Genomic DNA, 22,581 nt, shown 5'->3' with positions numbered 1-22,581 from the left:
GCCGCCACCGCTGCCACCACCACCGCGAGCGGGCCGGGAACGTCGGCGGGCAGGGGAGGGCTGAGTGTCACCGTGCTGAGACAGGGTTCATCCGTCCGTCGTGTCGAGGTCGCCGCGTGGATGCGTCGGCGATCATGTGGCAGCGGTCGTGCGTCCAGCTCGGGCCGCGTCACCAAAGCATGATCAGAGTGAACCCTCTTGGGTTCGCCCCGACCTACTCTCACACGGACCTCGGGCATGTGGTTCGAAAACCGCACACCATGGACGGCCTGTGGCCGCCAGCGGGTTCAGCGTACACCGATCACCACCCCGGATGTCGCCGGCCGCAGGTGAGACCTCGCGCACGCTGGGCCGGGGCCACCCTGGTCGCTCTCACAGCAGCAGGCCTGTCAGGAGATGGATGACCAGCCCGGCGAGCGCGCCGACCACCGTGCCGTTGATACGGATGTACTGCAGGTCACGACCCACATGGAGTTCGACCTTGGCCGCGGTCTCGGTCGGTTCCCAGCGCGCGACCGTCTCGCTGATCACGCCTGTGATCTCGGATCGGTACCGGTTGACGATCCACGCCATGACGTCGGTCGCTGCGGCGTCGACGCCCGCGCCCAGCCGTGGTTCTGTGGTCAGTCGATGACCGAGCATCCGCAGTTCGTCGGCCATCCGCATCCGCAGGACGCTGTCCGGATCGCCGGCAATATCCAATAGGATGGATTTGGTGGTATTCCACATGGTTGCGACCAGCAGGTCGACATCCGGGTGGTTGCGGACACGTTCCTTGAACTTCTCCACCCGCTCGGCAGTGCCCGGGTCGGTGCGCAGCTGCTCGGCGAACCGGGTCAGAAAGTCGTCCAGGGCCAGGCGCAGCCGGTGGTTCGGATCCGCGCGGACCTCCCCGGTGAACCGCAGCGCTTCGGCGTAGGCGCGGGCCGCGATCGCCTCATCCACGAAGCGCGGTGACCATGACGGGGCCTGGTCGGTCACTATCTGTAGCATGATTTCCGGGTTGTTGCGCAGCCAGGTCTCCACCTGGACGGCAACCAGGTCGACGAGACGGTGGTGTAGTCCGTTGTCTACAATGCGGTCCAGCGCCGTGCCTGCGGCCGGGGCCCACGGGCGGTCCATGACCCGGGCCAGGATGGTTTTTTCGACCACTTCCACCATCACTTCGTCCCGGATGCCCGCGAGCGCCACGACCAGGCGGGTGGATGCCTCCGCGGTGATCCGTTCGGCATGGCCGGGTCCACCGAGCCAGGTCCCGATCCGCAGGGCCACCCCCAGGCCCGCGATTTTGTCGCGGATCACCGGCTCGGCCAGGAAGTTCTCGGCGACGAAGCGTTCGAGGCTTCGCCCCAGGTCGTTCTTGCGGTTCGGGATGATCGCCGTATGCGGGATGGGCAGGCCCAGCGGCCGGCGGAACAGGGCGGTCACGGCGAACCAGTCGGCCAGGGCGCCCACCGCACCCGCTTCCGCGGCGGCCCGGACATAGGCGGCCCACGGTGGCCCGCCGCTGGTCTCCCACCGCCAGAACACGACATAGATGATCACGACGAAGGCCAGCAGGCCGGTCGCGATCATTCGCATCCGCTGCAGCCCACGCCGCAGTTCGGCGTCACCGGCCGCCGTGGGTTCTGATCGTGCAGGCATCATCCTCCGCTCACGGGTTGTCACGCCACTACTGCCAGGCGCTCTTAGCGATGTGAATCTGATGCTCCTGCCACAACACCAGATTCACATCGTTCCCAAAGACCGTACGGCTGCGACGGTCCGAGACCCGGTTGCCGGTCATCCTGGTGACCGAGCCGTCAGTCCCCGTGCCGCGCCGAAGGCTCTGGTGGGGTTGTTGGTGGAGCGTGATCGCCGAAGGCGCTGCACGGGGGAGGCGTATGTTCAGCGGCTGACTCCTCGCACCGGCGCGCGGGGTTGTGCGGAGGGCACGGACTTGTCAACGAACCTGCGGGCGGCCTCGCTGGACGGGCGTCGGGCTGCCAGCTGGTGGGCTGCACGGATCCCTGCCTGGGTGCTTCCCGCGTTGATCTGCGCGTGGTTCGTCGTGGTCCTGGCCGCGACGGTCGGCAATGGTCCCGCATGCTCAGCCACCGACCAGGACAGCTGCGGGCCGGATCTGGGCTCGGCCCTGTTCGGTGCATCCCTGCTGGGCGTTCCGGTGCTGCTGTGGTGGTCCCCGGTAGCCGGCGCCGCCGCCGGGATCGTGTTCGGCACCGCGGATGTCCTCGTCGACACCAACGGTTCCGCTCGGGTCGCCTTTGCCGTGTATGGCGTGGCCTGCGGTGTGGTCGCCGCCTGGCTGGCGCGGGTCCGGACGACCCAGCGGGCTGTCTTCGATCAGCCGGCCGGCATGCCCGTGACCCTGCCGCGGGTTCGCCCGGGCGGCCCCCGGCGAACCCGACTACTGGCCGCGGCCGCGCTCACTGCCGTGGCGGTCGGGCTGTATGCCTGGTACGACCACCTGAGCGCCGTTGAGGACGATCATGTCGCCGTGGCCGGCGTAGAGAGCGTCCAGATCGTCGCGGTGGGCGATGGACGGATCACAGTGGTTCTTGCGTCGGGGTTACGACACACCGTGGTTGTGTCCGATGCCGGTAGGTACCCGACCGGTTCGTCCGTACGGGTCCTGACCGATCCGGGTGATCCCGACTGGGTTCGCCTCGTGGCCGAACCGGATGACCCGAGCGGGTGGGCGGCTGGGGCGTTCGGTGCCGGCGCGGCCGCGCTCGCGTTGACGTCGCGGGAGTTCGTCGGATGGCGTGCGCGCCGCCGTCTGGTGACCGGTCGGCACCGTGGCGTCCAGGTCAGGATCATGACGGATGAGCGTGGTGCCGCGCTCGTCTACGCCGCGGACGATGTGCGCGGCGAACGGCCGCTCGCGGTCGTCCCCGTTCGCTGGGCGGCTGGGACGGCCGAGTCCGAGCCTGCCGGATCTGGTCAATTCGGTGCTCCCGGTGGATGGGCCGATGAGCGGGCCTTCGGGCGGGCCTGGCGGGGCGAGGTCAGCGAGGATGTCACCGCGCACGTCGCCACGCTGGTCGGCGGGATGCACGATGACGCCTGGCCGGCCTTTGTCATCGGTGATTCTGCCGGCAGTGATTCTGTTCTCGGCGAGCCGGCCGCCGCAGAGTCGGTCTGCGATGACGTTCTGCTGCCCACCGCTCCGCTGCGGACGTTCCGCTCGCCGCCGGGCACCTGGTGGCGCTTCGTGCGAGGCGGCCGCACCTCCCGGGTAGCCCGGACCGGATCGGGTTCGGACGACAGCGCATATGGCCTGCCCGGCCGCCCGGTACCGGCGAGCGGCGATGCGGGCATGCCCGACCTGCCCGACCTGCCCGACCTGCCCGACCTGCCCGCCATCGTACGCGGGCCGGGCAGATACCGGGCGGCCGGCGCGGCAGCGCTGGGCGGCGGACTGCTCGGCGCGCCGATCGCCGTGCTGCTCGGGCTGGACGTCCTGCCCGCCGCGTGGCTCGGGGGCATTCTGCTGGCCAACGGCCTGTTCGCCGTCGGCCGCCGCGTGGTCCTCGACGATGATCGGTTGACCATTCGCGGCGCGATGGTCGCCCACAGCGTCGCCTGGGAGTGCCTGCACGGCGCTCGACTCGTCGGTGACCGGCTTGTGCTGGCCTGGGAACCGGCCACGGTGGTGGCGGTCGGGCCGTTCGCACCGGTGGGGGAGTCTCCCGGGCGTCGGGAACAGGCCGAGCGGACCGGCGCCATGATGATGACGTTGCGTGCGCGGGCCAACGCGGACGTGGGTATGAGCGCAGATCTGCCGATGTCGCCAGGTGGCGTGGTCACCCGGGCACCGGCTTTCGGGTTCGTGGTGGTCGGCGCCTACATCCTGCTCGTCGCCGCGGCCTGGTGGTGGCACGTCCACCACGGCTGACGAACTGCGCCGTGATGTCCGGGTGCGGTGAGCGCGGATGATCCGGCGCCCCGCCCGAATGGAGGGCAGGCTGTCGACCACCTCGCATTCGGTAGTCGCATGAATGCGAATTCCGGCCTATTGTGAAGAGTCAGATTGGCCGCGTCTGGGGCGAGCGTGACGTTGTCCGCGGAGTCGGCGAACAGCTGTAGATCATCATTGGCGATGCGTCCGAGTAGTTCCAACGCATTGACGAAGTTGCTCTTGCCTGCGCCGTTGGGTCCGACCAGGACGTTCAGCCGCCCGAGTTCGACGCGCGCAGAGCGGATTGATGTGTACCCCTCGACCGTCACGGACGTGAGTCTGCTGCCGATCATGACTCACACTTCAGCGCCCGGGGACTGCGGCCTCCGGGCGCGCGATCTGACGATCGTCGCGCACCCTTTGGCCCTTGCGCCGCCAGCGCCTGACATCTCACGGCGGTGTCGGGGAGATTATTGATCGCCGAGGAGGTCCGCGGCGAGCAGGCAGAGGTCGTCCTCTCTGCCGCTGGGCCCGGCGACCTCGGCCAGCAGCCGGTCGCACGCCGCGTCCAGGCCCATGGCGTGGGAGCCGGCGGCAACGGCAGACAGGAAGTCGAGTCGCTCTGAGATGGATGTGTCCCGGCGTTCGATCAGCCCGTCGCTGTAGAGCAGCAGGCGTGCGCGTGCCGGCAGAGTCACGGTGTCCTGCCGGTAGGCGCAGTTGTCCACGGCTCCGAGGATCGGGCCGTGGACCTCCTCCAGAAAGGTCGCGTCGGCGCCGTCGAGCAGCAGCAGTGGTGGATGCCCCGCACATGACCAGGTCAGCTGCTGGTTGGTCACGTTGAGACAGGCGACTACCGCGGTGGCGTAGACCTCCGCGTCGGACGCCGTGAGGCTGGCCGACAGCTGACCGGTGATCGCGGCCGGGGTCTGGCCCAGCATGGCATAGGCGCGTGCCGCGTGCTTCAACTCGGCCATCACCGTGGCGGCACGCAGTCCGTGGCCACCGACGTCGCCGACGATCAGCATGAGTGAGCCGTCCGGGAGCGTCAGAGCGTCGTACCAGTCGCCACCGACGTCGACGTCCCGGCCCGCCGGCAGGTAACGCGCGGTGAGTTCCACGCCGGCGACGTTCGGTAGGTGCCGCGGCAGGATCGCCTGTTGGAGTGCTTCAGTTACTGAACGCTGTCGCTCGTACAGGCGCGCACGTTCGATCGCGTGGGCGCAGGTGCCGGCCAGGGTGGTCAGGAAGGCCCGCTCATCGGCATCGAAGGTCTGATCGGTGGTCCAGCCGAGCAGGATGACGCCGATCGGTCGCCCCGAAATAATCATGGGAATATGTGCCATGCCGGCCAGCAGAGCAACCTCAAGGAGGGTGCGGACGTGCGGATAGTCGGCCAGGTAATCCGCGCGGGACGCGTCGAAGCGGGCACGGGCGGTGCGCAGGACCTCCGGGGTGGCCGCGGTTGCCCGGCCGGAGACCCGCTCCAGGACGTGGTTGACGCGGTCGGACTGCGTCGTCGGGCTGACCATGCGTATCCGGCCTTCCTCGCCGACCAGCATGATCGCTGCAATGTCGGCACCGAGGTCGTGACGCGCCGAACGGGCCATGACGTCGGCGACGTCTGGGACGGTCAGTGCCTGGCCGAGCGCCGCGGTCACGTCGAAAAGCTTGCGGGCACGGTCCAGCGCAGACGACAGCGAGGTGATCAGTTCCGCGCGCTGCGCCTCCGCGCGTCGGCGCTCGTCGACGTTACGGAAGTACACGGTCATACCATCGGGCGCGGGGAACAGCCGGATCTCGAAACAGCCGGCCAGCGGCCCGTAGTACCCCTCGGTCTCCGCCGGGACCTGCGTCCGCAGGGCCCGCAGGTAGAGCTGTTCGAATGCGGAGCCGACGACCTCCGGATACACCTCCCACATCGGCATCCCGATCAGCTCGGAGGGGTCACGGCCGAACAGCCGACTCGCGACCGCGTTGACGAACACGAACCGGCCGCCGCAGTCGTAGACCGCCACCCCGTCGCTGACATGTTGCATCGCGCGGCCGGCCTGTTCGCGCCCACTCCGTAGTTCGGTGGTGTCGGCGCAGACTCCGGCGATACGGACAATCTGACCGGAGGTGTCGGTGATGGCCCGGCCACGCCACTGTAGCCAGACCGGTGAACCGTCCGGGCGTATCACCCGGTACTCCTCGAGGATGAAGCCACCGGTCGCCAGCGCCGTGGCGATCCGGGCCTGCAGGTTCGGCACGTCGTCGGGGTGGACGAGGGCCAGGAACGCCTCCAGCGTGCCGCCGAATGAGTCCAGCTCGATGCCGTGCAGCTCCCCGGTGCGCCGATCCCACCGTAGCGTTGCGTCGACGATATCCCACTCCCAGACACCTACCTGCGCGGCGTCCAGCGCAAGCAGTAGGTGATCGAGAGCGTCGGCGTCCGTGGACGATCGCGCGTCACAGGTGGCTGACCGGCCGGAGTCGTTGGCTGTGCGGTCGTTGGCTGTGCGGTCGCCGGCTGCGCAGTCTGAGGTCGCGCGGTCGCCTGACCTGCGCACGGGGACCAGGTGGTCGCGTGGAAGGTCGTGGCTGGTCCGCCCAGGATCGGACGGCGGTGTCGACACGGCTCGACAGTCAACCACGAGACCTCGGATGCGCATCAGCAAAGGGAACGGAACAGGCCAGTATCTTGCCAGAATGTTACAGCTTGCTACCACATCCCCAGTGCTTCTCGTCACGGTCGCGGATGTGTTCGACCGCCGGATCGTGGGTTCCGGCGGGCGGCCGCCTGACCCGGTCAGCCCGCAGCGGTCCCGCCGACGACCCCGGCATCGACCAGCTTCGCCACCTCCTCCGGTGTGAAACCCCAGCCGGTGAGCACCTCGGAGGTCTGCTCGCCGGGCAGTGGCGGAACGGCGCCGAGTTCCGCCGGCGTACGGCTGAAGCGCGGTGCCGGCGCGGGCTGCATCACACCGTCGCGCTCGATGAAGGTGCCACGCTCCGCGAGGTGCGGATGTCGCGGAGCCTCGGTGAACGACAGCACCGGTGCGACACAGGAGTCGGTGGCCAGCAGCAGGTCGGCCCACTCGTCGCGGGTCCGGGTGCGGAACACCGCGGCGAAGCGCTCCTTGAGTGCCGGCCAGTGCGTCGGGTCGTCCCGCGAGGGCAGTTCGTCCGCGGACAGGCCCAGAAGGTTGATCAGCTCGTTGTAGAACGGGCCTTCCAGCGCGCCGACCGCGACATACCTGCCATCGGCGGTTTCGTACACCTCGTAGTAGGGGGCGCCGGTGTCGGCGAAGTTCGTGCCGGGTTCGTCGCGCCAGCGTCCCTGCGCAAGCAGGCCGTGAAAAAGCGTGGTGAGCAGTGCGGTGCCGTCCACCATGGCCGCGTCCACGACCTGCCCGTGCCCGGAGGCGCGTGCCTCCAGCAGAGCGCAGACCACGCCGAAGGCGAGCAGCATCCCACCGCCGCCGAAGTCGCCGACAAGGCTGAGCGGCGGTACCGGTCGCTCCCCGTGCCGCCGGAAGTTGTTCAGGGCACCGGCGAGCGCGATATAGGTGATGTCATGGCCGGCGGTGTGGGCGAGTGGGCCGTCCTGTCCCCAGCCGGTCATCCGGGCATAGACCAGCCGGGGGTTGCGGGCCAGGCAGACCTCGGGCCCGAGGCCCAGGCGTTCCATGACGCCGGGCCGGAACCCCTCGACCAGCACGTCCGCGGTCGCGAGCAGCGTGAGCAGCGTCTCGATCCCGGCGGGGTTCTTCAGGTCGAGGGCAACCGACCGCCGGCCGCGGTCCATGGCATATCGGCGGGGATCGGCGGCCTGCCGGCTCTTCTCGTAGTCGCCGCCGGCGGTGGCTCGTCTGAGTCGATCCACTCGGACGACGTCCGCGCCCATGTCGGCGAGCAGCATCGCCCCGAACGGGGCCGGGCCCAGACCGGCCATCTCCAGCACCCGCACGCCCGCAAGCGGACCGGTCATGGGTGTCTCCTCGTTACGATGGCCCTGTTTTATGGATGACTAATCTGAATGATAGAGATGTATGGTATCGCCGGTCCCACAACGACACCGACGACGGGGACACAGGAGGCGCAATGACCAGCGGACCGGGTGATGTCGAGCCGGGTGGCGTCGAGCCGGGTGGCGTCGAGCCGGGTGGCGTCGAGCCGGGTGGCCGTGAACCGGGTGGCCGTGAACCGGGTGGCGTCGGACCGGACGGCGCCGACAGGCCGGTCGTCGTGAGTTGGCCACGCCCGTCGATCGCCCAGGTCACCCTGGCCCGGCCTGAGCGGCTCAACGCCCTCACCTTCGACATGGTCGGACGGCTGTCCGACACGTTCACGCAGCTCGGGGCGGACGAGCGGGCGAGAGTGATCGTACTCACCGGGGCCGGCCGCGCCTTCTGCGCCGGGCTGGACCTCGCCGGCCACGTCCAGAGCAAAATGGCGCGATCTCGGGGGCCGGCCGAGCGGCTGCGTGGGCAGGAGCGCTTCGCCGCGATGGTACGGGCGATCCGCACGATTCCCCAGCCGGTGGTCGCCGCGGTCAACGGCGCCGCGGCCGGTGCCGGGATGGCCCTGGCGCTCGCCGCGGACGTGCGGCTGGCCGCCGCGTCGGCCCGCTTCCACGTCGCCGCCGTCAAGATCGGATTGTCCGCGGGGGAGTGTGGTATCAGTTACCATCTGCCCCGCTGTGTCGGTTCGTCGCGTGCCTTCGAGATCATGCTGACCGGCCGCCCCGTGGACGCGGCCGAGGCCGATCGTATCGGTCTTGTTTCCCAGGTGGTCGACGACGCGGACCTGCTCGACCGCGCGCTGGACACCGCCGGGGCCATCTGCGCCAACAGTCCCTTCGCCGTGGCGATGACCAAGAAAATCATGTGGGCCAACCTTGAGGCGGGGTTCGACTCGGCAATCGAGCTGGAGAACCGGACCCAGATCCTGGCCTCCATGACGGCCGACTCGGCAGAGGCCATGCGCGCGTTCGTGGACAAGCGAACGCCGACCTTCACTGGAGAGTGATGCGGTGGACTACCAGCAGATCCTGTACGCGGTCGAGGAGAACGTCGCGACCATCACCCTCAACCGTCCCGAGCAGCGCAACACCGTCACCTACCGGGTCCTCGACGAACTGATCGACGCTTTCACCCGGGTCGGCGCGGACGATGACGTGCGTGCGGTCGTGGTCACCGGAAGCAGCGGGCGCTTCTTCTCGGCCGGCACCGACCTGTCCAGCGGTGACGGGTACGACGCCTCGTCGACGAAATTCAAGCCACTGCGCGGCGGGACCAGGGATGTCGGTGGGGAGTTGTCCCTGCTGATCTACGACCTACCCAAACCGGTGATCGCCGCGGTGAACGGGACCGCGGTCGGGATCGGCATCACCATGATCCTCCCGATGGATGTGCGTATAGCCGCGGACGACGCCCGCTTCGGGCTGCCCTTCACCCGGCGGGGCATCGTCCCGGAGTCGTGTGCGAGTTTCTTCCTGCCGCGGATCGTCGGGATCTCACGGGCGGTCGAATGGGCCGTTACCGGGCGGATCTTCCCCGCCGCCGAGGCGTTGGACGCCGGTCTCGTCCACCAGCTCGTGCCCGCGGCTGACGTGCTACCCCGGGCGCGGGAGATCGCCATTGAGATCGCTCGAAACACCTCGGCGGTGTCGGTGGCGCTCACCCGACAGCTGATGTGGAAGCTCCTCGACGCGGACCATCCCGTCGAGGCGAACCGGCTGGAGTCCCAAGCTCTGCTCGCGCTCGGCCAGCTGGCCGACGTCGGTGAGGGAGTGGCGGCGTTCCGGGAGAAGCGGCCGCCCGCCTTCACCCTGCGCACCAACCGTGACCTGCCCACCTTCTATCCGTGGTGGACGACCCCGTCCTTCGATGGTCCTCCTGTGGCCAAGGAGGACGCCGAACCGGAGCCGTGACCGGACCCGCATGGCGCACACCACACCGCCGATGTTGCGGTGGTCCTCAGGGGTCCTCCCGGAGGAAATACTGTCGAAGGCGTGCAGGCTCATGACCGTTTGTATCCCCCGTGCCGTCGTCACTGTCCCTGTGGTTCTCGGTGACGGTGTTGCCGGGCGCCGACGCCCATGCCGATGCCCATGCCCATGCCGACGCCGCCGGCCATGCCGATGCCGACGGTCATCCGGCTGAGACCGGCGGGCGGCAGCGGATCGCCGCCTATGGCCTCTGCCGGGACGGCGACGGACGCGTTCTGCTGGTGCGGGCCGCGCCGAGCACGCACCTGGCCGGCCAGTGGTTCCTGCCCGGCGGCGGGCTCGGCTTCGGTGAGGACCCCGAGGACGGCCTGGCCCGTGAGTTCGTCGAGGAGACCGGCCTGACGGTGCGGGCCGCCGCGCTGCGCGCCGTCCTGTCCGACGTCTCGGTACTGCCCAGCCGGGTACGGGTGCACACGATCCGGATGATCTATCGTGTCTCGCTGTTCGACGGCGAACCCCGCCCGGAGGTCGCGGGCTCCACCGATGACGTCCGCTGGGTGTCGTCGGACCTGCTGGCGACCCTGCCCGTGGCGGACTACGCCCGGCGCGCGTTGTCCGCCTTCGCCTGAGGCTGTCACTGCGGGTACAGGTGCGGTCGTAGGTGCCCGTGGGTGGCGTCCAGCGCACGGCGTAGGCCGATCTCGGCGCGCCGGTCCAGCACGGAGATGACCATCGTGGTGCCCACGCCCACGCCCACGCCACCGACGAGCAGCGCCACCCCGCCCCACCGGTAATCCTCACCTCAGAGTCGAATGATGTGGATCTCATGCTGCTCCACCAGCACCAGAATCACATCCTTGAGAGGCGGCCGAGCCAGGGACGGGGGACGGGCCGGGGACCGGGATCGACTGAGGTTTCGCCGCGGCCACGACTACGGCCGCTACGACTACGACTACGGCCGCTACGACTACGGCCGCTACGACTACGGCCGCTACGACTACGGCCGCTACGACTACGGCCGCTACGACTACGGCCGCCACAACTACGGATGCGGCCGCCACGACTACGGATGCGGACGCCGGACCGGCTCGGTCGGCTCGCGCAGGCGGGCGGGTAGGTAGGCGGCGCCGGGACCTTTGCGTGCCGCGACGTCGGCCGGGTTGGACATCGCGCACAGTTGCAGGGAGAGGCATCCGCAACCGATGCAGGAGTCAAGCCCGTCGCGTAGGGCTGTCAGCGCGGTGATCTGGTCGTCGAGACGTGTGCGCCAACCGCGGGACAGCTTTGTCCAGTCCGCCTTGGTGGGCGTTCGGCCACCGGGTAGCTCCGCCAGCGCCGCGGCTACCTCGTCGAGGCTGAGGCCGACGTTGCGTGCGGCGCGGATGAAGGCGAGCCGGCGCAGAATGTGACGTTCGTACCGGCGCTGTCCACCGGACGTGCGTGCGGCGCTGAGGAGCCCCTCACGTTCGTAGTAGCGCAGTGCCGACGCTGCGAAGCCGCTGCGCCGAGCGACCTCGCCGACCGTGAGCAGGTCCGTGGACAGCATCGGTGCCTCCCTGGATCCGGGTGCCGATCCGATCGGATCTCTTGACTTAAAGCTAACTTCAACTACCAGTATGGCGTTCAGTTGCTGCCACGGCAAAAGGAGACCTCATGCCGGTCGCACTCGTCACCGGAGCATCCCGCGGGCTTGGCCGGGCAACCGCCCGGGCACTCGCCGCCCGGGGCTGGTCGCTCGTCATCGACGCGCGGGGCGCCGACGCCCTGCAGACAGTGGCCGGGGAGCTGACGGCCGCCGCCACTCGTCCCAACGTCGCTCGTCCCAACGTCACAGTCACGACCATCCCCGGCGACGTCGCGGATCCGCGACACCGGACGGCTCTCGCCGCCGCCGTGCACCAGCACGGCCGCCTCGATCTGCTTGTCAACAATGCGAGCGTGCTGGGGCCGAGTCCGCAGCCCGAGCTTGCCGATTACCCCTTCGACGAACTGGCGCGTGTCTACGACGTCAACGTGTTCGCGCCGCTGGCGCTGGCGCAGCTCATGCTCCCGTTGCTGGCCGAAAGCGCCGGCAGCATCGTGAACGTCAGCTCGGACGCGGCCGTCGAGGCGTACCCGGGTTGGGGTGGGTACGGTTCGGCGAAGGCCGCGCTGGACCAGCTGACCGCGGTGCTCGCCGTCGAGCGGCCGTCGTTGCGCGCCTATTCCTTCGATCCCGGCGACATGCGCACACAGCTGCATCAGCAGGCATTCCCGGGGGAGGACATCAGCGACCGGCCCGCGCCGGAGACCGTGGTACCTGCTCTGCTACGGCTGGTCGACGAGCGTCCGGCCAGCGGCCGTTACCGCGTGAGTGACGCCACCGCTGTGAGTGACGCCACCGCTGTGGGTGACACTGCCGCGGTTGACACCGCCGTCGGGCCGGTGTCGTGATGACGGAGCGTCCCGTCGCCCGGACCCGGTTCGTGTTGCCGGCGCAGGCAAGCGCGATCATGCCGCCGGAAGCACGAGGTCTGCGGCGCGACGGCGTCCGACTGCTGGTTGCGGACGAGCTGGGAGTACGTCATGCCCGCTTCGCCGATCTGACCGACTTTCTCGAACCCGGCGATCTCGTTGTCGTCAATACCTCCGCAACGTTGGCCGCAGCCGTTGACGGTCGGCGTGAGGGGCGCACGGGAGCGGGGCGCAGGGGAGTGGGGCGGGACGGGAGGACAGCGGACCCAGCTGTCGTCGTCCACTTCTCCACTGCTCTGGACGATGGCTCCTGGGTGGTGGAACTCCGCCCGCCGGGACCGGCGACGGGGCCGGTCTGGGACGCGGTCGCCGACGAGAAGGTCAGCCTGCCCGCGGGCGCGTCCCTGACACTTGTGGCCCCCTGCTCCGAGGTTGCCAGCGTGGATGGCGGCGTCGCGGGTAACCGGCTGTGGCGGGCACAGGTTGACGTCGAAGGAGGCGTAAGCGCTTTCCTGGCCACGCACGGCCGGCCCATCACGTATAGCTACGTGACCGGTCGGTGGCCGTTGGAGTCCTACCAGACGGTGTTCGCCCACGACCCGGGCAGCGCGGAGATGCCCAGTGCGGGGCGACCCTTCACAACCGAACTGGTCACGTCCCTGATCGTTGCCGGAATATCGATGGCTCCGGTGACCCTGCACACCGGCGTGTCCTCACCGCAGGAGGGTGAACCGCCGTCGGCCGAACCGTTTCGTGTTCCGCCGTCGACCGCGCGGCTGGTCAACCTGACCAGGACGGCGGGCCGGCGGGTCGTCGCGGTGGGCACGACGGTCACCCGTGCGCTGGAGACGGTCGCCCGGCCCGACGGCACGGTGCGGGCCGGGCAGGGGTGGACGGATCTGGTACTCGGGCCGGAGCGTCCGGCCCGGGTTGTCAGCGGCCTCGTCACCGGCTGGCATGCTCCGGGCGCCTCGCACCTGCTCCTGCTGGAGGCGGTTGCCGGCGCGGATCTCGTGGGGCGGGCCTACCAGGAGGCGGTCGGTGAGCGCTACCTTTGGCACGAGTTCGGGGACAGCGCCCTGCTATTGCCACGGCGGCACCGACCGCTGTCTTCCGCAGAAGACAGCGGAGAAAATATGGCGCCCGTGACAGATCAGTGGGTGTGATCCTGCGTTGATCGCAAGGCCGGCCGGGAGTGCCACCGACGCCGGACAATCGACCGATGTATTGCCCGAAGGTGGTCTGGAAAAGCGGGCACGAAATTTCGTTATATGGTGTTTATGATTCCCTCGACGGGCTGCTCCGGGAATCCGGGGCGGATAGTACCGAAAGCTCGCTCCTCGGTGTTCCGGCGACGTTGGCCGGCCCGCCCGACATCGCCCGCATCGTGGGTGTCGATGGTATACCGGTAGGATCGATCATTCTGTCGCCTCCGCGAAGAGGGGCATGATCATATCGCCTTCGGTCAGCTAGGAGAGCATTGTGATGAAGCGATCGACCCTGATGGTCGACGGAACTGGGCGAATGTTTGGAACTGTCTTTCTGGCGACATCTGTGATCGGCGCCGTCCTGGGCGGGACGATCAGTTATGTGACCGCGGACGGCACGCAGGCCGCTCCGCCCAGCACCGGTATCGCCGCTGTGGTGGTGGGCGCGTCGCCGTATGGCAACGCCGCGGTCCCGCCGGCCACCGCAGGTGATGTGGCGGCCTCGGTCATCGGCGCTCCGCCGGGCATCGCGCTCGCCCCGGCCGCAGCACTGACGCCGCGTGCCGATGAGCCGGTCGCATCCGGCACCCAGCCTGCCACCAGCACCGACGCGGCTGCGGGCGGGTCGGCCACCAGCGGCACGGACCATGCGGGAGCGCCGGCGACGGCACCAACACCGGCGCCGGTCGCGTCGACCCAGAAGCCGGAATCTGATCCGGCCACGGCGACCCCGGCTCCCAGCGCAACGGCGCCGGCGTCGGCGCCGGCGCCGCCTGCCACGACATCCCCGTCGCCGGCATCGAAGCCGCCGCCTGCGGACGGCGGTCGGTGACGAGCTGACGCTCGTCATCCCGATTCATCGGCATTGCCGCGACGGCGATGTCCGGATTGAAATTATTGGCATGATTGCCGTGACCACCGTTTTTCACGGCGACGATGCGGTGTGTCACCATCACGTCGCGGTATGCTCCGCAGTGTCGAAGAAAAACGTGCCTGGCGGCTCGGACAGGAGATCTGAATCGGGCTCACAGGCTTTTCGGCCGGGCCAGGGGGTATATGAAGCCAGGTGTGTCCACGGTGTTCCGCAGGGCCGTCGGCGGCCTGGCTGGACTGTGGATGTGCCGCTTTTGCCCGTGCTGCCACGCGACCGGAGACGGCTTTGTTCCAGGAACGGCATAAAATGGTGCCCGGACGTTCTGGCTCGTTTATCATAAATATACCGCGATCTGTTTTCATCGGGCTGGGCAGCGGCGTCCTGTTGCTGGTTGCCTTTGCCTTTGCCGGGTCGCTGGACCCGCTTGCGCTTGCCGCGGTGTTCAGCTACCTGGCCATCTACGGCTTTTCGCTCGTTCTGCTGCGCCGGCCGGCGGCCCGGCGGCCGGACCCACCCCAGGTCGGAACCGACCGATTGCGTGGCGACGACTAGGGCCTGTCCGGTGGATAGTGGTCGATGTGCACGATGATCAAAAAGGCGGTCGGCAAGGCGGAGGACAGCGGGGTCCCCGTGCAGCGCGAAGCGGTGGATGGAGTGCGATCGATGGTGGTGTTCTACCGGTGTCGACCACCGGTCCGTGACCTGGGCCGGGGTCAGGTTGCCCGGACGCTGACCCGCGGGGTCGACACGGTGCCGTTGGTCATCCAGGTGAGGTCATTTTCGGTCACGCGCAGCCGCTCTGCGATCTCCTGGCTTGTCCGGCCGGACTCAACTGCTTCGCGAAGCGCCTGGCTACGTACAGTGCGCAATGATGTACGTCGGTCGCAGTTGGTCCAGATCAGATCGTTTGCTACGACGGCCCGCTCGACCGGGTCGGTGATGGCAAGCACCTCGTCATGGGATAGCACGCGACGATAGTGGTCGCTCTACGCCGTCCTGGCAATCCCCGCGTGAACGGTAGCTACCAGTTGTCCAGGTCGTCTGTCTGGTGATTCTACCGGATTGGTAGCACGCTGTTATTTAACTGCTACTCAGATGACGCCACCGTGTTCCGCAGTGGGGTGCGTCCGCCGCCGGTCGTGACGGTCCCGCACGCGTAGGTAGATCTCCAGGGAAAGATTGAGCAGGAGGTGCCCCTCGTGGGCCGGCCGGCGGAACGTACCCGGTTGGACGCCGAAGAGGCGGGCGGCTCGTTCGCGGCGCTGGTCGAGGGTGAGGGCGAGGGTGCCCGGCCACAGACACAGCATGATCCCGGTAGCTTCGCTGTGCGGCTTGTCCAGGGCTGCGACGGCTGCGGTGAGCAGGCGATGCGTGTGGATCGCGCGGTCGTGGAGTGTCTGGCGGGGCATGCCCACCTCGGCGGGCCAGACCAGGTCGATGAACTCCGGCGTGTACGTGATGAGCTCGGCGGGCCGGCCTCCGCGGCGGAGTATCCGCACGAGCTGGTGGTGAATCTGTTGCACAGTGGCGGTGTCCATCGGATGGTTCGGTCGTTCCCTTCCATGTGACCTGCGCGGACCGTCCTCGGTACCAGCTCCCGCCGGCTTCCTGCCAGTTTCCTGCCAGCTACCAGCCTTCTACGTGTTCCCGTACCCGGTTTTGTGCCGGCGTTGCGCTCGGAATCTGCCCGGTACAGGTGCTGAATTCTGCCATGGCCGCAATGTTGACTGTTGGGTGATGGGCAGAACGTGCGCTGGCGGTGGGACAGGCATGACGCCGTCGGGCCGCTCATCGATTGTCGCAGTTGCCTCAGGCGGGCAAGCGATCGGGAGGGTTGCCGATGAGCACAGAGCCGCATCCGAAGCCGCATCCGAAGCCGGCGGCGCATCCGGCGGCGCATCCGCCGCCGGGGCCGACGGCGGACCAGCCGTTATACGCCGCTGTCCGCTTCGCCGGTAACGACCGGTCCAGTGTCGCCGAGGTGGCGATTCTGTTCGAGAGCGCGGCCGCGGCCGACGATTATGCCCACAGGAGCCGGTGGGATGACTACCTCGTGGGCGCGGTCCGCTTCCATCTCCCATCGCGAACCTGTCGGGTACGATGGGTGGCATGATTCGGTCGGCCCCAGCCGGCAGCCCGGGCGTGGTGGGTCGGAAGGAAGATCCAGCGGACAGGCTCTAAGTGGTGGTGCGGCAGGCAGCGATGAACTGGGTTAGCTCGTTCACACGATCCGAGCGGGCATCGACTGCGTGGTTTATCACCCGGATCAGGTGTTCGTAGGCGTCGGTATGATCGTAACGCGCGGTGTCTGCGATCCGCAGCGCCCAGCGCCAGTAGCCCTTGATCGTGTCTGCCAAGGGCATCCGGAATTGCGCTATCACGTCCCGGATCGGTTCCACTGCGGCATCGCCGTAGGTGCGCAGGTAACGTTCCACCATGTCAGCCATGAACGTGAAGTGCCGGGCCTCGTCCCGGCCGAGCCGGTTCAGGATTTCCCGTAGGACCTCGTCGGTGACAACGGCGCGTAGCCCCTGGTAGTAGAGCTGGGTCGCTTTCTCCTGTACGAGGGTGTAAGCGAAGTACGAGGCCGGATGCTCGTAGGGCAGAGTGAACGGCCGTCGTCCTTCCGCGGCAAGATCCAGGCGCAGCTGTTCGGGCTCGGCGAGTCCGGACGCTACCTGGTAGCGGAAAAGAGCGCGGGCGTGGCTGTCTTCTTCCTGCGCCCAGCGGACCGTGAAGTGGTAGAGCTCCCGGTTGCGCACGAAGTCCTCGGGGCTGACCTGGTCGTCCAGTGGAAAGCGCTGGTTGTAGAGGGCGAAGTAGCCGGGCAGGTGGTCCTCGATCATAGTGATGAAGCGGACCGCGGACCGCTGCCCGTCGGTCAGCATCCCGCAGTCCGCAGCGTCCCAGCTGAAGTCGGTCTCGACATCGAAACGGCGCGCGGTCGGTGCGGCGGCCATGAACGACGTCACCGCCTGCTCGATGTCGGCCGCGGGTAGCAGCGGGCTTGCCTCCCGCCGGGACGCAGGCGGGGTGCCGGTCGGGTCCATGACGGCCATCGTTTCTCCTGACGGGGTCATCGGGCTTTCCGACACGTCAGGGCGTAGTGCTTGGTGGTGTATCCCCATCCCGCGTTGGCGATTTCCAGGTAGCGTTCGAGTTGGGCCGCCAGACCGGGCTTGATCTGTTCGATGTCGGCGGTGGCGGCGCGGACGTTGGTCAGCCAGTCGTCGATCGTCTGCCGGTAGTCCTCGGTCAGGTCGTCGAGGCTGGTTAGGGAGAAGCCGGCGTCCTCGGCACCGCGGACCAGCTCGGACACCGGCCGCAGGTCTCCCCAGCCGAAGATGGCGTCGCCGACGAACCGGGTGCCGGCGCGCTGGTGGAACGTGGTGTGGGCGGCCGTGTTACGAAAGCAGCTCTCCGACACGTACAGGGTGCCGCCGCGCCGGAGCAGCGCCCGTGCCCGACTGAACGCAGCGGTCAGATCAGGCATGTGCACGATCGATCCGAGCATCGTCACCGCATCGAAGCCGCCGGCGGGAAAGTCGGTCTCCTCGAAGTGCCCCTGCACGGTGGTGACTCGCTCGGCCACCCCGAGCTCGTGGGAACGGTTACGGATGTAGGCGTGCTGGCGTCCCGCCGGGCTGATTCCGACTGTCTGGCACCGGTATTCACCGGCCATGAACAACAGCAGCGAACCCCAGCCGCAACCGACGTCGAGCAGCTGCTCGCCGCCGCGCAGACCGAGGCGTTGCGCGACGAAGTGCAGCTTGTTGACCTGGGCCTGCGCGAGTGTGTCCGACGGTGATCGGTACAGGCCGGAGCTGTACTTACGGGAGGAGTCCAGGAACAGGCCGAAGATCTCCGGATCGAGGTCGTAGTGCTGGTTGGTGTCGGCGAGGGCGGCAGCCGCGTTGGTCGCCGTGGTCGCCGTCACGCTGGATCCAGCGCGAGGGCACCCGCGACCACCAGCGCGACGTCGTTGATGGACGAGAGACCGAAGACGTCCTCGTCATCCAGCTCGACGTCGTAGTGCCGCTCGATCCTGGCGATCATCCGGAGGACCTTGACCGAGTCCGCGCCCTGCATCGACCGCAGGTCGGCGGACGGGGCCACGCCGGCGGCGGCAAGGCCCAGTTCCTCGGTCACGATCCCGGTGACCGTGGCGACGATCTGCTCATGGCTGACGGACATCAGTGCTCCTTCGGGGGATGGGGGTGGCTGGTTCATGCCGGCGAGCGTCATGCCAGCGAGCGTCATGCCAGCGAGTCAGCCAGGGCCCGCCGGATGCGGGCGCCGCTGCCGAGGTCCAGACCGGTCAGGGTGCCGAAGGCCCGGCGGATCTTCACCTGGAGGCGGTCGAGCTCGCCGTCGCCGGCAACCTGCTGCAGGAAGAACTCGAACCCGGTGTCGATCGTCTCGTGGCCGAGAAGTTCGGGTAGCTCGCTCTTGAAGACGCTCACCGGATGCTTGATCCGCGTGTCAGAGGTGTAGACGTACAGCGTCTCAAGAACCGACGGCAGTTCGTCCGGGTGCGCCGCCAGCCGCTGACGGGTGAAGTGGATGAACTCACGGGCGTGTGCGGCCTCGTCACGGCTGGCGGTACGCATGATTGTTCTCAGTACCGGTTCGGTGACCCAGTCCGACAGTGCCCGGTAGACGTGGTTCACCGTCAGTTCCGAGACGATGTTAGTCGCCAGGGTGGCGGCCGGTGTGGTACCGGGAGCGTACGGTTCACGCATCGCGTCGACCGGGGCGGTGTCGACGGGGACGTCGAGGGCCGCAAGCCAGGCCCGGAAGGCGTAATGGTGCTGGAGCTCCTGGTATCCCCAGATCGCCACGAAGGCCGAGAAGTCGTAGTCGTCGACGAATTCGTTGAGGAAGCCGTGCTGGGCCGCGATCGAGTTCGCCTCGCCCATCACCGCGCTGCGGGCCATCGCGACGTGGTCGGGATGCACCAGGTCGCGATCGATCTGGTCGAGTGGGAGGTCGGTGAGCCGCCACTGGTGCCGCTCATACTGCCGGAAGACGTCATAGCTGTGCATCGGGTTCCCTCGGTCTTGATCACGCTGGCTTGATCACCTGGGTTTGGTCACGGGGTTTGGTCGCGGGGCTGGAGCACGTCGGCTTGGTTATGCCGGATCGGCGCGGCCGGCCCCGCGGCGTCAGGCCGTGGCGTGGCGCACCTGCTCGCGGACGGCCAGGCGTTGGAACTTCCCGCTCGACGTACGCGGGAGCGAACTGGGCGCCACCAGGCGCACTGCCAGGTCGGACAGGCCGAGCGTGGCGATGACCTGCGCGCGCAGGTCGGCTGCGAGCAGGTCCCGGGCGGTCGGGTCCTCCAGACTCGTCTCCGCGAGCAGCGTCATCAGTTCCGCGCCGTCGCCGTCGCCGTCGCCGTTTCGTTCCGCGACCGCCACGCAGCGGCGCTTGAACACTCCGGGGATGTCGCGGACGATTCCCTCCACGTCTTCGGGGTAGAAGTTCGCTCCGTGCACAATGATCATTTCCTTGCGGCGTCCGGTGACGAAGAGTTCCTCACCTCGGCGGAACCCCAGGTCACCGGTGCGCAGCCAGCCGTCGGATGTGAACGGGTCGGTCTCGCTGCCCGCCGGGCGCGCGATCTGACGATCGTCGCGCGCTCTTTGGCCCTCTAGATAACCAGACGTCACCGAGTCCCCACGGATCTCGATCTCGCCGACCGGGTGGTCATCGGCGGACACACCGGTGCCCGCGGCGTCGGCGATCCGCACCTGCACGCCCCGTACGGGTTGGCCCACGCCGACGATGCCCCGGGCCTGGGAGTGCCCACGTGCCACCTCGTGGGCCGACGCTGCATTGGCCAGCCGGTCGCGGTCAACCCAGACCGACACCGGCGCCCGGCCGAGCGCGGGGAACGTGACTGCCAGGGTCGCCTCGGCCATACCGTAGACCGGGAACATTGTTTCGGGCGCGAAGCCGGCCGGTGCGAAGCGCTCAAGGAAACGCTCGATCGAGGAGACCGCGATCGGTTCGGCACCGTTGAAGGCGATCCGCCAGCGCCGCATGTTCAGTCGGGCCGCGTCATCCGCGGACACGGCCGCGGTCAGTTGGTCGTAGCCGAAGCTCGGGGCGCTGGAGATCGTGGCTTCGCAGGCGAGGAACTCGTCCAGCCACCGCGCCGGATCCTTCACGAACGAGGTCGGCGACCACACCGTCATGGGTATCCCGCGCATGATCGCGCACAGGGTGGCAAAGAGTCCCATGTCGTGGAAGAGCGGCAACCAGATACCGCCGCTGTCGCCCGGGCCGAGCTCGATGCCCTCGCTGATCGCCTCGATACCCGCGAGCGCGTTGGCGTGGGTGAGCTGCACCCCCTTGGGCGCCGCCGTGCTCCCGGAGGTGAACTGCACGATCGCCAGGTCCGTCGGCGCCACCGTGGGTAGCATTCCCGGCGAGGTCGCGCCGCAGCGCAGCTCCTCGGCGCAGACGAACGTGGTCTCGCCCATGGCCTCGCTGAAATGACCGGCCAGGGCCCGGAACCGGGACGAGACCACCACGCGACGCATCCCTGCGACCGATGAGATCCGTGCCAGCCGGTTCGCGTGCCCGCGCAGGTCCCGGGCGGCGTTGGGTAGCGGCAACGGGCACGCGGCTGCACCGGTCCGGGTGATGGCGAACAGGGCCTGCAGGAACTCGGGTGCGTTCTGACTGAAGATACCGACCCGACTGCCGGGCCCGACACCGTCTTCGGTCAATGCGCGGGCCATCGACCGCGACGACTCCGCGAGGTCGTGCAGCGAAATCGTCGCCGGCTCGGACGGGAAGGCGATGGGCGTGTCAGGGCGGTACGCGGCCATCTGGTCAAGTGCTTCGTGCAACGTGCCGGCGAGCATGCGGTCTCTCCCTGCCTCATGAAGGTCGACCTGGCGAACACCGTCATCATCCGAAATTTTTTGTCGATGGTACGAGTATTGTCAATACTTGTCTTCCGGTTGTATTGATCTATTCGAAATGGCAATCGACCGTAGGTGGACGCGCATGCCGTCGGCGATTATTCCAATGACTTTTGTGGTCGCTTTGCGGTCCGTTCACCGAGCGGACGGCGGGTCCTGTTCGAATTCGCAAAAGCGTACCGCCCGCTCCCAGCCGATCCCGGCCGGGATCGGCGACCACCGGTCAGGGCTGCGACCGGCCCGACGACGTAGCCGGGATTTCTACTCGGTTCAGCTCGCGGCGATTGGTCCTCGCAATCGTGCGTGTGGCAGCTGCTGGTTGCCAAATCCATGATTGACCAGCACCATCGCTGGAACGAGTGAATTTTACGTTCAGAAAGTGCGGCGTTAATTTCGGCATTTCAAAAGATCGGACGTCTCTCCAATGCATCTCACGGTCCTCGGCTGTCGCTCTGGAATGCCAGCCGGCGGTCAGAGCAGTTCAGGCTACATGGTGAGCACGGAAGGTGCCAGAATACTGCTGGACTGCGGTCCGGGAGTTGCCCTGGCGCTCAGTGCGATCGGCCATCCGAAGATGCTGGACGCGGTTGTGATCAGTCATTTTCATTCGGATCACTGCTATGATCTGTTGCCCATTGGAAAGGCTCTTCTGAGCGGGCGCGCCCGGTATGGACACCACCTGGAAAACCTACCGGATGCCGATGATGACATCGAGCGTCCACCGATTCCACTGTACGTGCCGACCGGCGGTCGGGCGACTCTGGACAAGCTTGCGAAACTGTTTCCGGTAGCGACCATTCCCATGTTGGACAAGGCTTTCGACATCGCCTTCGACGTACGGGAGTACACCGCCGGTGAGGTGTTCAAGGCAGGTGACTGCGAAATCAGCATGCACGGCCTGCGGCACGCCGTTCCCAACTGTGGAGTCCGGGTGGACGGCCCGGCGGGAACGCTCGCCTACACCGGGGACACGGGCCGGACCGATGCGTTGATTCCGCTGGCCAGGGACGTCGACCTGCTGCTCGCCGAAGCCACTCTGGAGGTCACCGACGACGGACCGCACGGTCACCTCAGCGCCACCGATGCCGGTGAGGCCGCAGCCACCGCCGACGTCGCCCAGCTCGTGCTCACCCACTTCATCTCTGGCGACCCGGGCTGGCTGCAGGCCAGACAGGCCGATGCCAGCCGCGTCTTCGGCGGGCCGGTGCACCTTGCCGCACCGGCCGCGCGGTTCGACGTCCAGGCCTCCTGACCGGTTCCCGAACTTAGCTTGC

23 protein-coding genes and 1 pseudogene are annotated in these 22,581 nt (G+C 68.0%); 10 read left to right on the top strand and 14 right to left on the bottom strand.

The window, feature by feature from the left end:
• Positions 1 to 372: 372 nt before the first annotated feature.
• Positions 373 to 1,644 carry a DUF445 domain-containing protein gene (locus tag U9979_RS15395; RefSeq protein ID WP_322779919.1) on the bottom strand — a complete coding sequence of 424 codons (1,272 nt, stop codon included), beginning with the start codon at positions 1,642 to 1,644 and terminating at the stop codon, positions 373 to 375.
• Positions 1,645 to 1,939: 295 nt separating this feature from the next.
• On the opposite strand from U9979_RS15395, the gene U9979_RS15390 reads away from it, so the two are divergent.
• A complete protein-coding gene (locus tag U9979_RS15390; RefSeq protein WP_322779918.1) occupies positions 1,940 to 3,898 on the top strand; it encodes a hypothetical protein in 1,959 nt (652 codons plus the stop codon).
• Here the strand turns inward: U9979_RS15390 and U9979_RS15385 are convergent.
• The 3 genes from U9979_RS15385 to U9979_RS15375 form a co-directional block, all read right to left on the bottom strand.
• Entirely contained in the window at positions 3,847 to 4,254 is a 408-nt protein-coding gene (locus tag U9979_RS15385; protein ID WP_322779917.1) for an AAA family ATPase, read from the bottom strand. The genes U9979_RS15390 and U9979_RS15385 overlap by 52 nt on opposite strands.
• A gap of 117 nt (positions 4,255 to 4,371) precedes the next feature.
• Positions 4,372 to 6,537 (bottom strand): SpoIIE family protein phosphatase, encoded by a 2,166-nt coding sequence (locus U9979_RS15380; protein ID WP_322779916.1) that lies wholly within the window; start codon positions 6,535 to 6,537, stop codon positions 4,372 to 4,374.
• A gap of 155 nt (positions 6,538 to 6,692) precedes the next feature.
• A complete protein-coding gene (locus U9979_RS15375; RefSeq protein WP_322748622.1) occupies positions 6,693 to 7,874 on the bottom strand; it encodes a CaiB/BaiF CoA-transferase family protein in 1,182 nt (393 codons plus the stop codon).
• A gap of 113 nt (positions 7,875 to 7,987) precedes the next feature.
• Between U9979_RS15375 and U9979_RS15370 the strand changes: the two genes are divergently transcribed.
• The 3 genes from U9979_RS15370 to U9979_RS15360 all read left to right on the top strand — a co-directional run bounded on the left by U9979_RS15370 (position 7,988) and on the right by U9979_RS15360 (position 10,465).
• Positions 7,988 to 8,914 carry an enoyl-CoA hydratase/isomerase family protein gene (locus U9979_RS15370; protein WP_322779915.1) on the top strand — a complete coding sequence of 309 codons (927 nt, stop codon included), beginning with the start codon at positions 7,988 to 7,990 and terminating at the stop codon, positions 8,912 to 8,914.
• Between the two features lie 4 nt (positions 8,915 to 8,918).
• On the top strand, positions 8,919 to 9,818 hold the full coding sequence (locus tag U9979_RS15365) for an enoyl-CoA hydratase-related protein (protein ID WP_322779914.1): 900 nt from the start codon (positions 8,919 to 8,921) through the stop codon (positions 9,816 to 9,818).
• A 140-nt stretch (positions 9,819 to 9,958) separates the two neighbouring features.
• On the top strand, positions 9,959 to 10,465 hold the full coding sequence (locus U9979_RS15360) for an NUDIX hydrolase (protein ID WP_322750778.1): 507 nt from the start codon (positions 9,959 to 9,961) through the stop codon (positions 10,463 to 10,465).
• 26 nt (positions 10,466 to 10,491) lie between these two features.
• Here U9979_RS15360 and U9979_RS15355 read toward each other — a convergent pair.
• A pseudogene (locus U9979_RS15355) lies at positions 10,492 to 10,620 on the bottom strand (ABC transporter permease); the annotation flags it as partial.
• A 73-nt stretch (positions 10,621 to 10,693) separates the two neighbouring features.
• Here U9979_RS15355 and U9979_RS15350 point away from each other — a divergent pair.
• A complete protein-coding gene (locus tag U9979_RS15350; protein ID WP_322779912.1) occupies positions 10,694 to 10,957 on the top strand; it encodes a hypothetical protein in 264 nt (87 codons plus the stop codon).
• Here the strand turns inward: U9979_RS15350 and soxR are convergent.
• Positions 10,900 to 11,382 (bottom strand): redox-sensitive transcriptional activator SoxR, encoded by a 483-nt coding sequence (gene soxR, locus U9979_RS15345; RefSeq protein ID WP_322750781.1) that lies wholly within the window; start codon positions 11,380 to 11,382, stop codon positions 10,900 to 10,902. The genes U9979_RS15350 and soxR overlap by 58 nt on opposite strands.
• A 107-nt stretch (positions 11,383 to 11,489) precedes the next feature.
• Between soxR and U9979_RS15340 the strand changes: the two genes are divergently transcribed.
• Positions 11,490 to 12,269 (top strand): SDR family NAD(P)-dependent oxidoreductase, encoded by a 780-nt coding sequence (locus U9979_RS15340; protein WP_322779911.1) that lies wholly within the window; start codon positions 11,490 to 11,492, stop codon positions 12,267 to 12,269.
• Positions 12,269 to 13,456, top strand: a complete 1,188-nt coding sequence (locus U9979_RS15335; protein ID WP_322779910.1) for an S-adenosylmethionine:tRNA ribosyltransferase-isomerase — start codon at positions 12,269 to 12,271, stop codon at positions 13,454 to 13,456. The genes U9979_RS15340 and U9979_RS15335 overlap by 1 nt, the downstream gene beginning before the upstream one ends.
• A gap of 420 nt (positions 13,457 to 13,876) precedes the next feature.
• On the opposite strand, the gene U9979_RS15330 is transcribed toward U9979_RS15335, so the two are convergent.
• Complete coding sequence (locus U9979_RS15330) at positions 13,877 to 14,278, bottom strand: hypothetical protein (RefSeq protein WP_322779909.1); 402 nt, start codon at positions 14,276 to 14,278, stop codon at positions 13,877 to 13,879.
• A 403-nt stretch (positions 14,279 to 14,681) separates the two neighbouring features.
• Between U9979_RS15330 and U9979_RS15325 the strand changes: the two genes are divergently transcribed.
• Complete coding sequence (locus tag U9979_RS15325) at positions 14,682 to 14,924, top strand: hypothetical protein (protein WP_322779908.1); 243 nt, start codon at positions 14,682 to 14,684, stop codon at positions 14,922 to 14,924.
• Positions 14,925 to 15,085: 161 nt separating this feature from the next.
• Here U9979_RS15325 and U9979_RS15320 read toward each other — a convergent pair whose 3' ends face one another.
• Positions 15,086 to 15,340 (bottom strand): hypothetical protein, encoded by a 255-nt coding sequence (locus U9979_RS15320; RefSeq protein ID WP_322750786.1) that lies wholly within the window; start codon positions 15,338 to 15,340, stop codon positions 15,086 to 15,088.
• Between the two features lie 123 nt (positions 15,341 to 15,463).
• The gene (locus U9979_RS15315) at positions 15,464 to 15,910 is read right to left on the bottom strand and encodes a hypothetical protein (RefSeq protein ID WP_322779907.1); all 447 of its coding nucleotides are present in this window, start codon (positions 15,908 to 15,910) and stop codon (positions 15,464 to 15,466) included.
• 302 nt (positions 15,911 to 16,212) lie between these two features.
• Here U9979_RS15315 and U9979_RS15310 point away from each other — a divergent pair, with 302 nt between their 5' ends.
• Complete coding sequence (locus U9979_RS15310; protein WP_322755103.1) at positions 16,213 to 16,485, top strand: hypothetical protein; 273 nt, start codon at positions 16,213 to 16,215, stop codon at positions 16,483 to 16,485.
• A 64-nt stretch (positions 16,486 to 16,549) separates the two neighbouring features.
• On the opposite strand, the gene U9979_RS15305 is transcribed toward U9979_RS15310, so the two are convergent.
• The 5 genes from U9979_RS15305 to U9979_RS15285 all read right to left on the bottom strand — a co-directional run bounded on the left by U9979_RS15305 (position 16,550) and on the right by U9979_RS15285 (position 21,247).
• Positions 16,550 to 17,431, bottom strand: coding sequence for an acyl-ACP desaturase (locus U9979_RS15305; RefSeq protein ID WP_322750789.1), 882 nt, complete (start codon positions 17,429 to 17,431; stop codon positions 16,550 to 16,552).
• Between the two features lie 17 nt (positions 17,432 to 17,448).
• A complete protein-coding gene (locus tag U9979_RS15300) occupies positions 17,449 to 18,309 on the bottom strand; it encodes an SAM-dependent methyltransferase (protein ID WP_322779906.1) in 861 nt (286 codons plus the stop codon).
• Positions 18,306 to 18,566 (bottom strand): acyl carrier protein, encoded by a 261-nt coding sequence (locus U9979_RS15295; RefSeq protein WP_322750791.1) that lies wholly within the window; start codon positions 18,564 to 18,566, stop codon positions 18,306 to 18,308. The genes U9979_RS15300 and U9979_RS15295 overlap by 4 nt, the downstream gene beginning before the upstream one ends.
• 62 nt (positions 18,567 to 18,628) lie before the next feature.
• Complete coding sequence (locus tag U9979_RS15290; protein ID WP_322750792.1) at positions 18,629 to 19,417, bottom strand: ferritin-like domain-containing protein; 789 nt, start codon at positions 19,415 to 19,417, stop codon at positions 18,629 to 18,631.
• A 120-nt stretch (positions 19,418 to 19,537) separates the two neighbouring features.
• The gene (locus tag U9979_RS15285) at positions 19,538 to 21,247 is read right to left on the bottom strand and encodes an AMP-binding protein (RefSeq protein WP_322779905.1); all 1,710 of its coding nucleotides are present in this window, start codon (positions 21,245 to 21,247) and stop codon (positions 19,538 to 19,540) included.
• 484 nt (positions 21,248 to 21,731) lie between these two features.
• Between U9979_RS15285 and U9979_RS15280 the strand changes: the two genes are divergently transcribed.
• Positions 21,732 to 22,559: an MBL fold metallo-hydrolase gene (locus tag U9979_RS15280; RefSeq protein WP_322750794.1), complete on the top strand. Its 828-nt coding sequence runs from the start codon at positions 21,732 to 21,734 to the stop codon at positions 22,557 to 22,559.
• The last annotated feature ends 22 nt before the right edge of the window (positions 22,560 to 22,581 follow it).

Origin of the sequence: Protofrankia sp. Cas4, from assembly GCF_963555915.1 — a bacterium.
Taxonomy (GTDB): Bacteria; Actinomycetota; Actinomycetes; order Frankiales; family Frankiaceae; genus Protofrankia.
The sequence above is the reverse complement of the archived record's forward strand: the minus strand, read 5'-3'. Positions and strand labels throughout refer to the sequence as shown.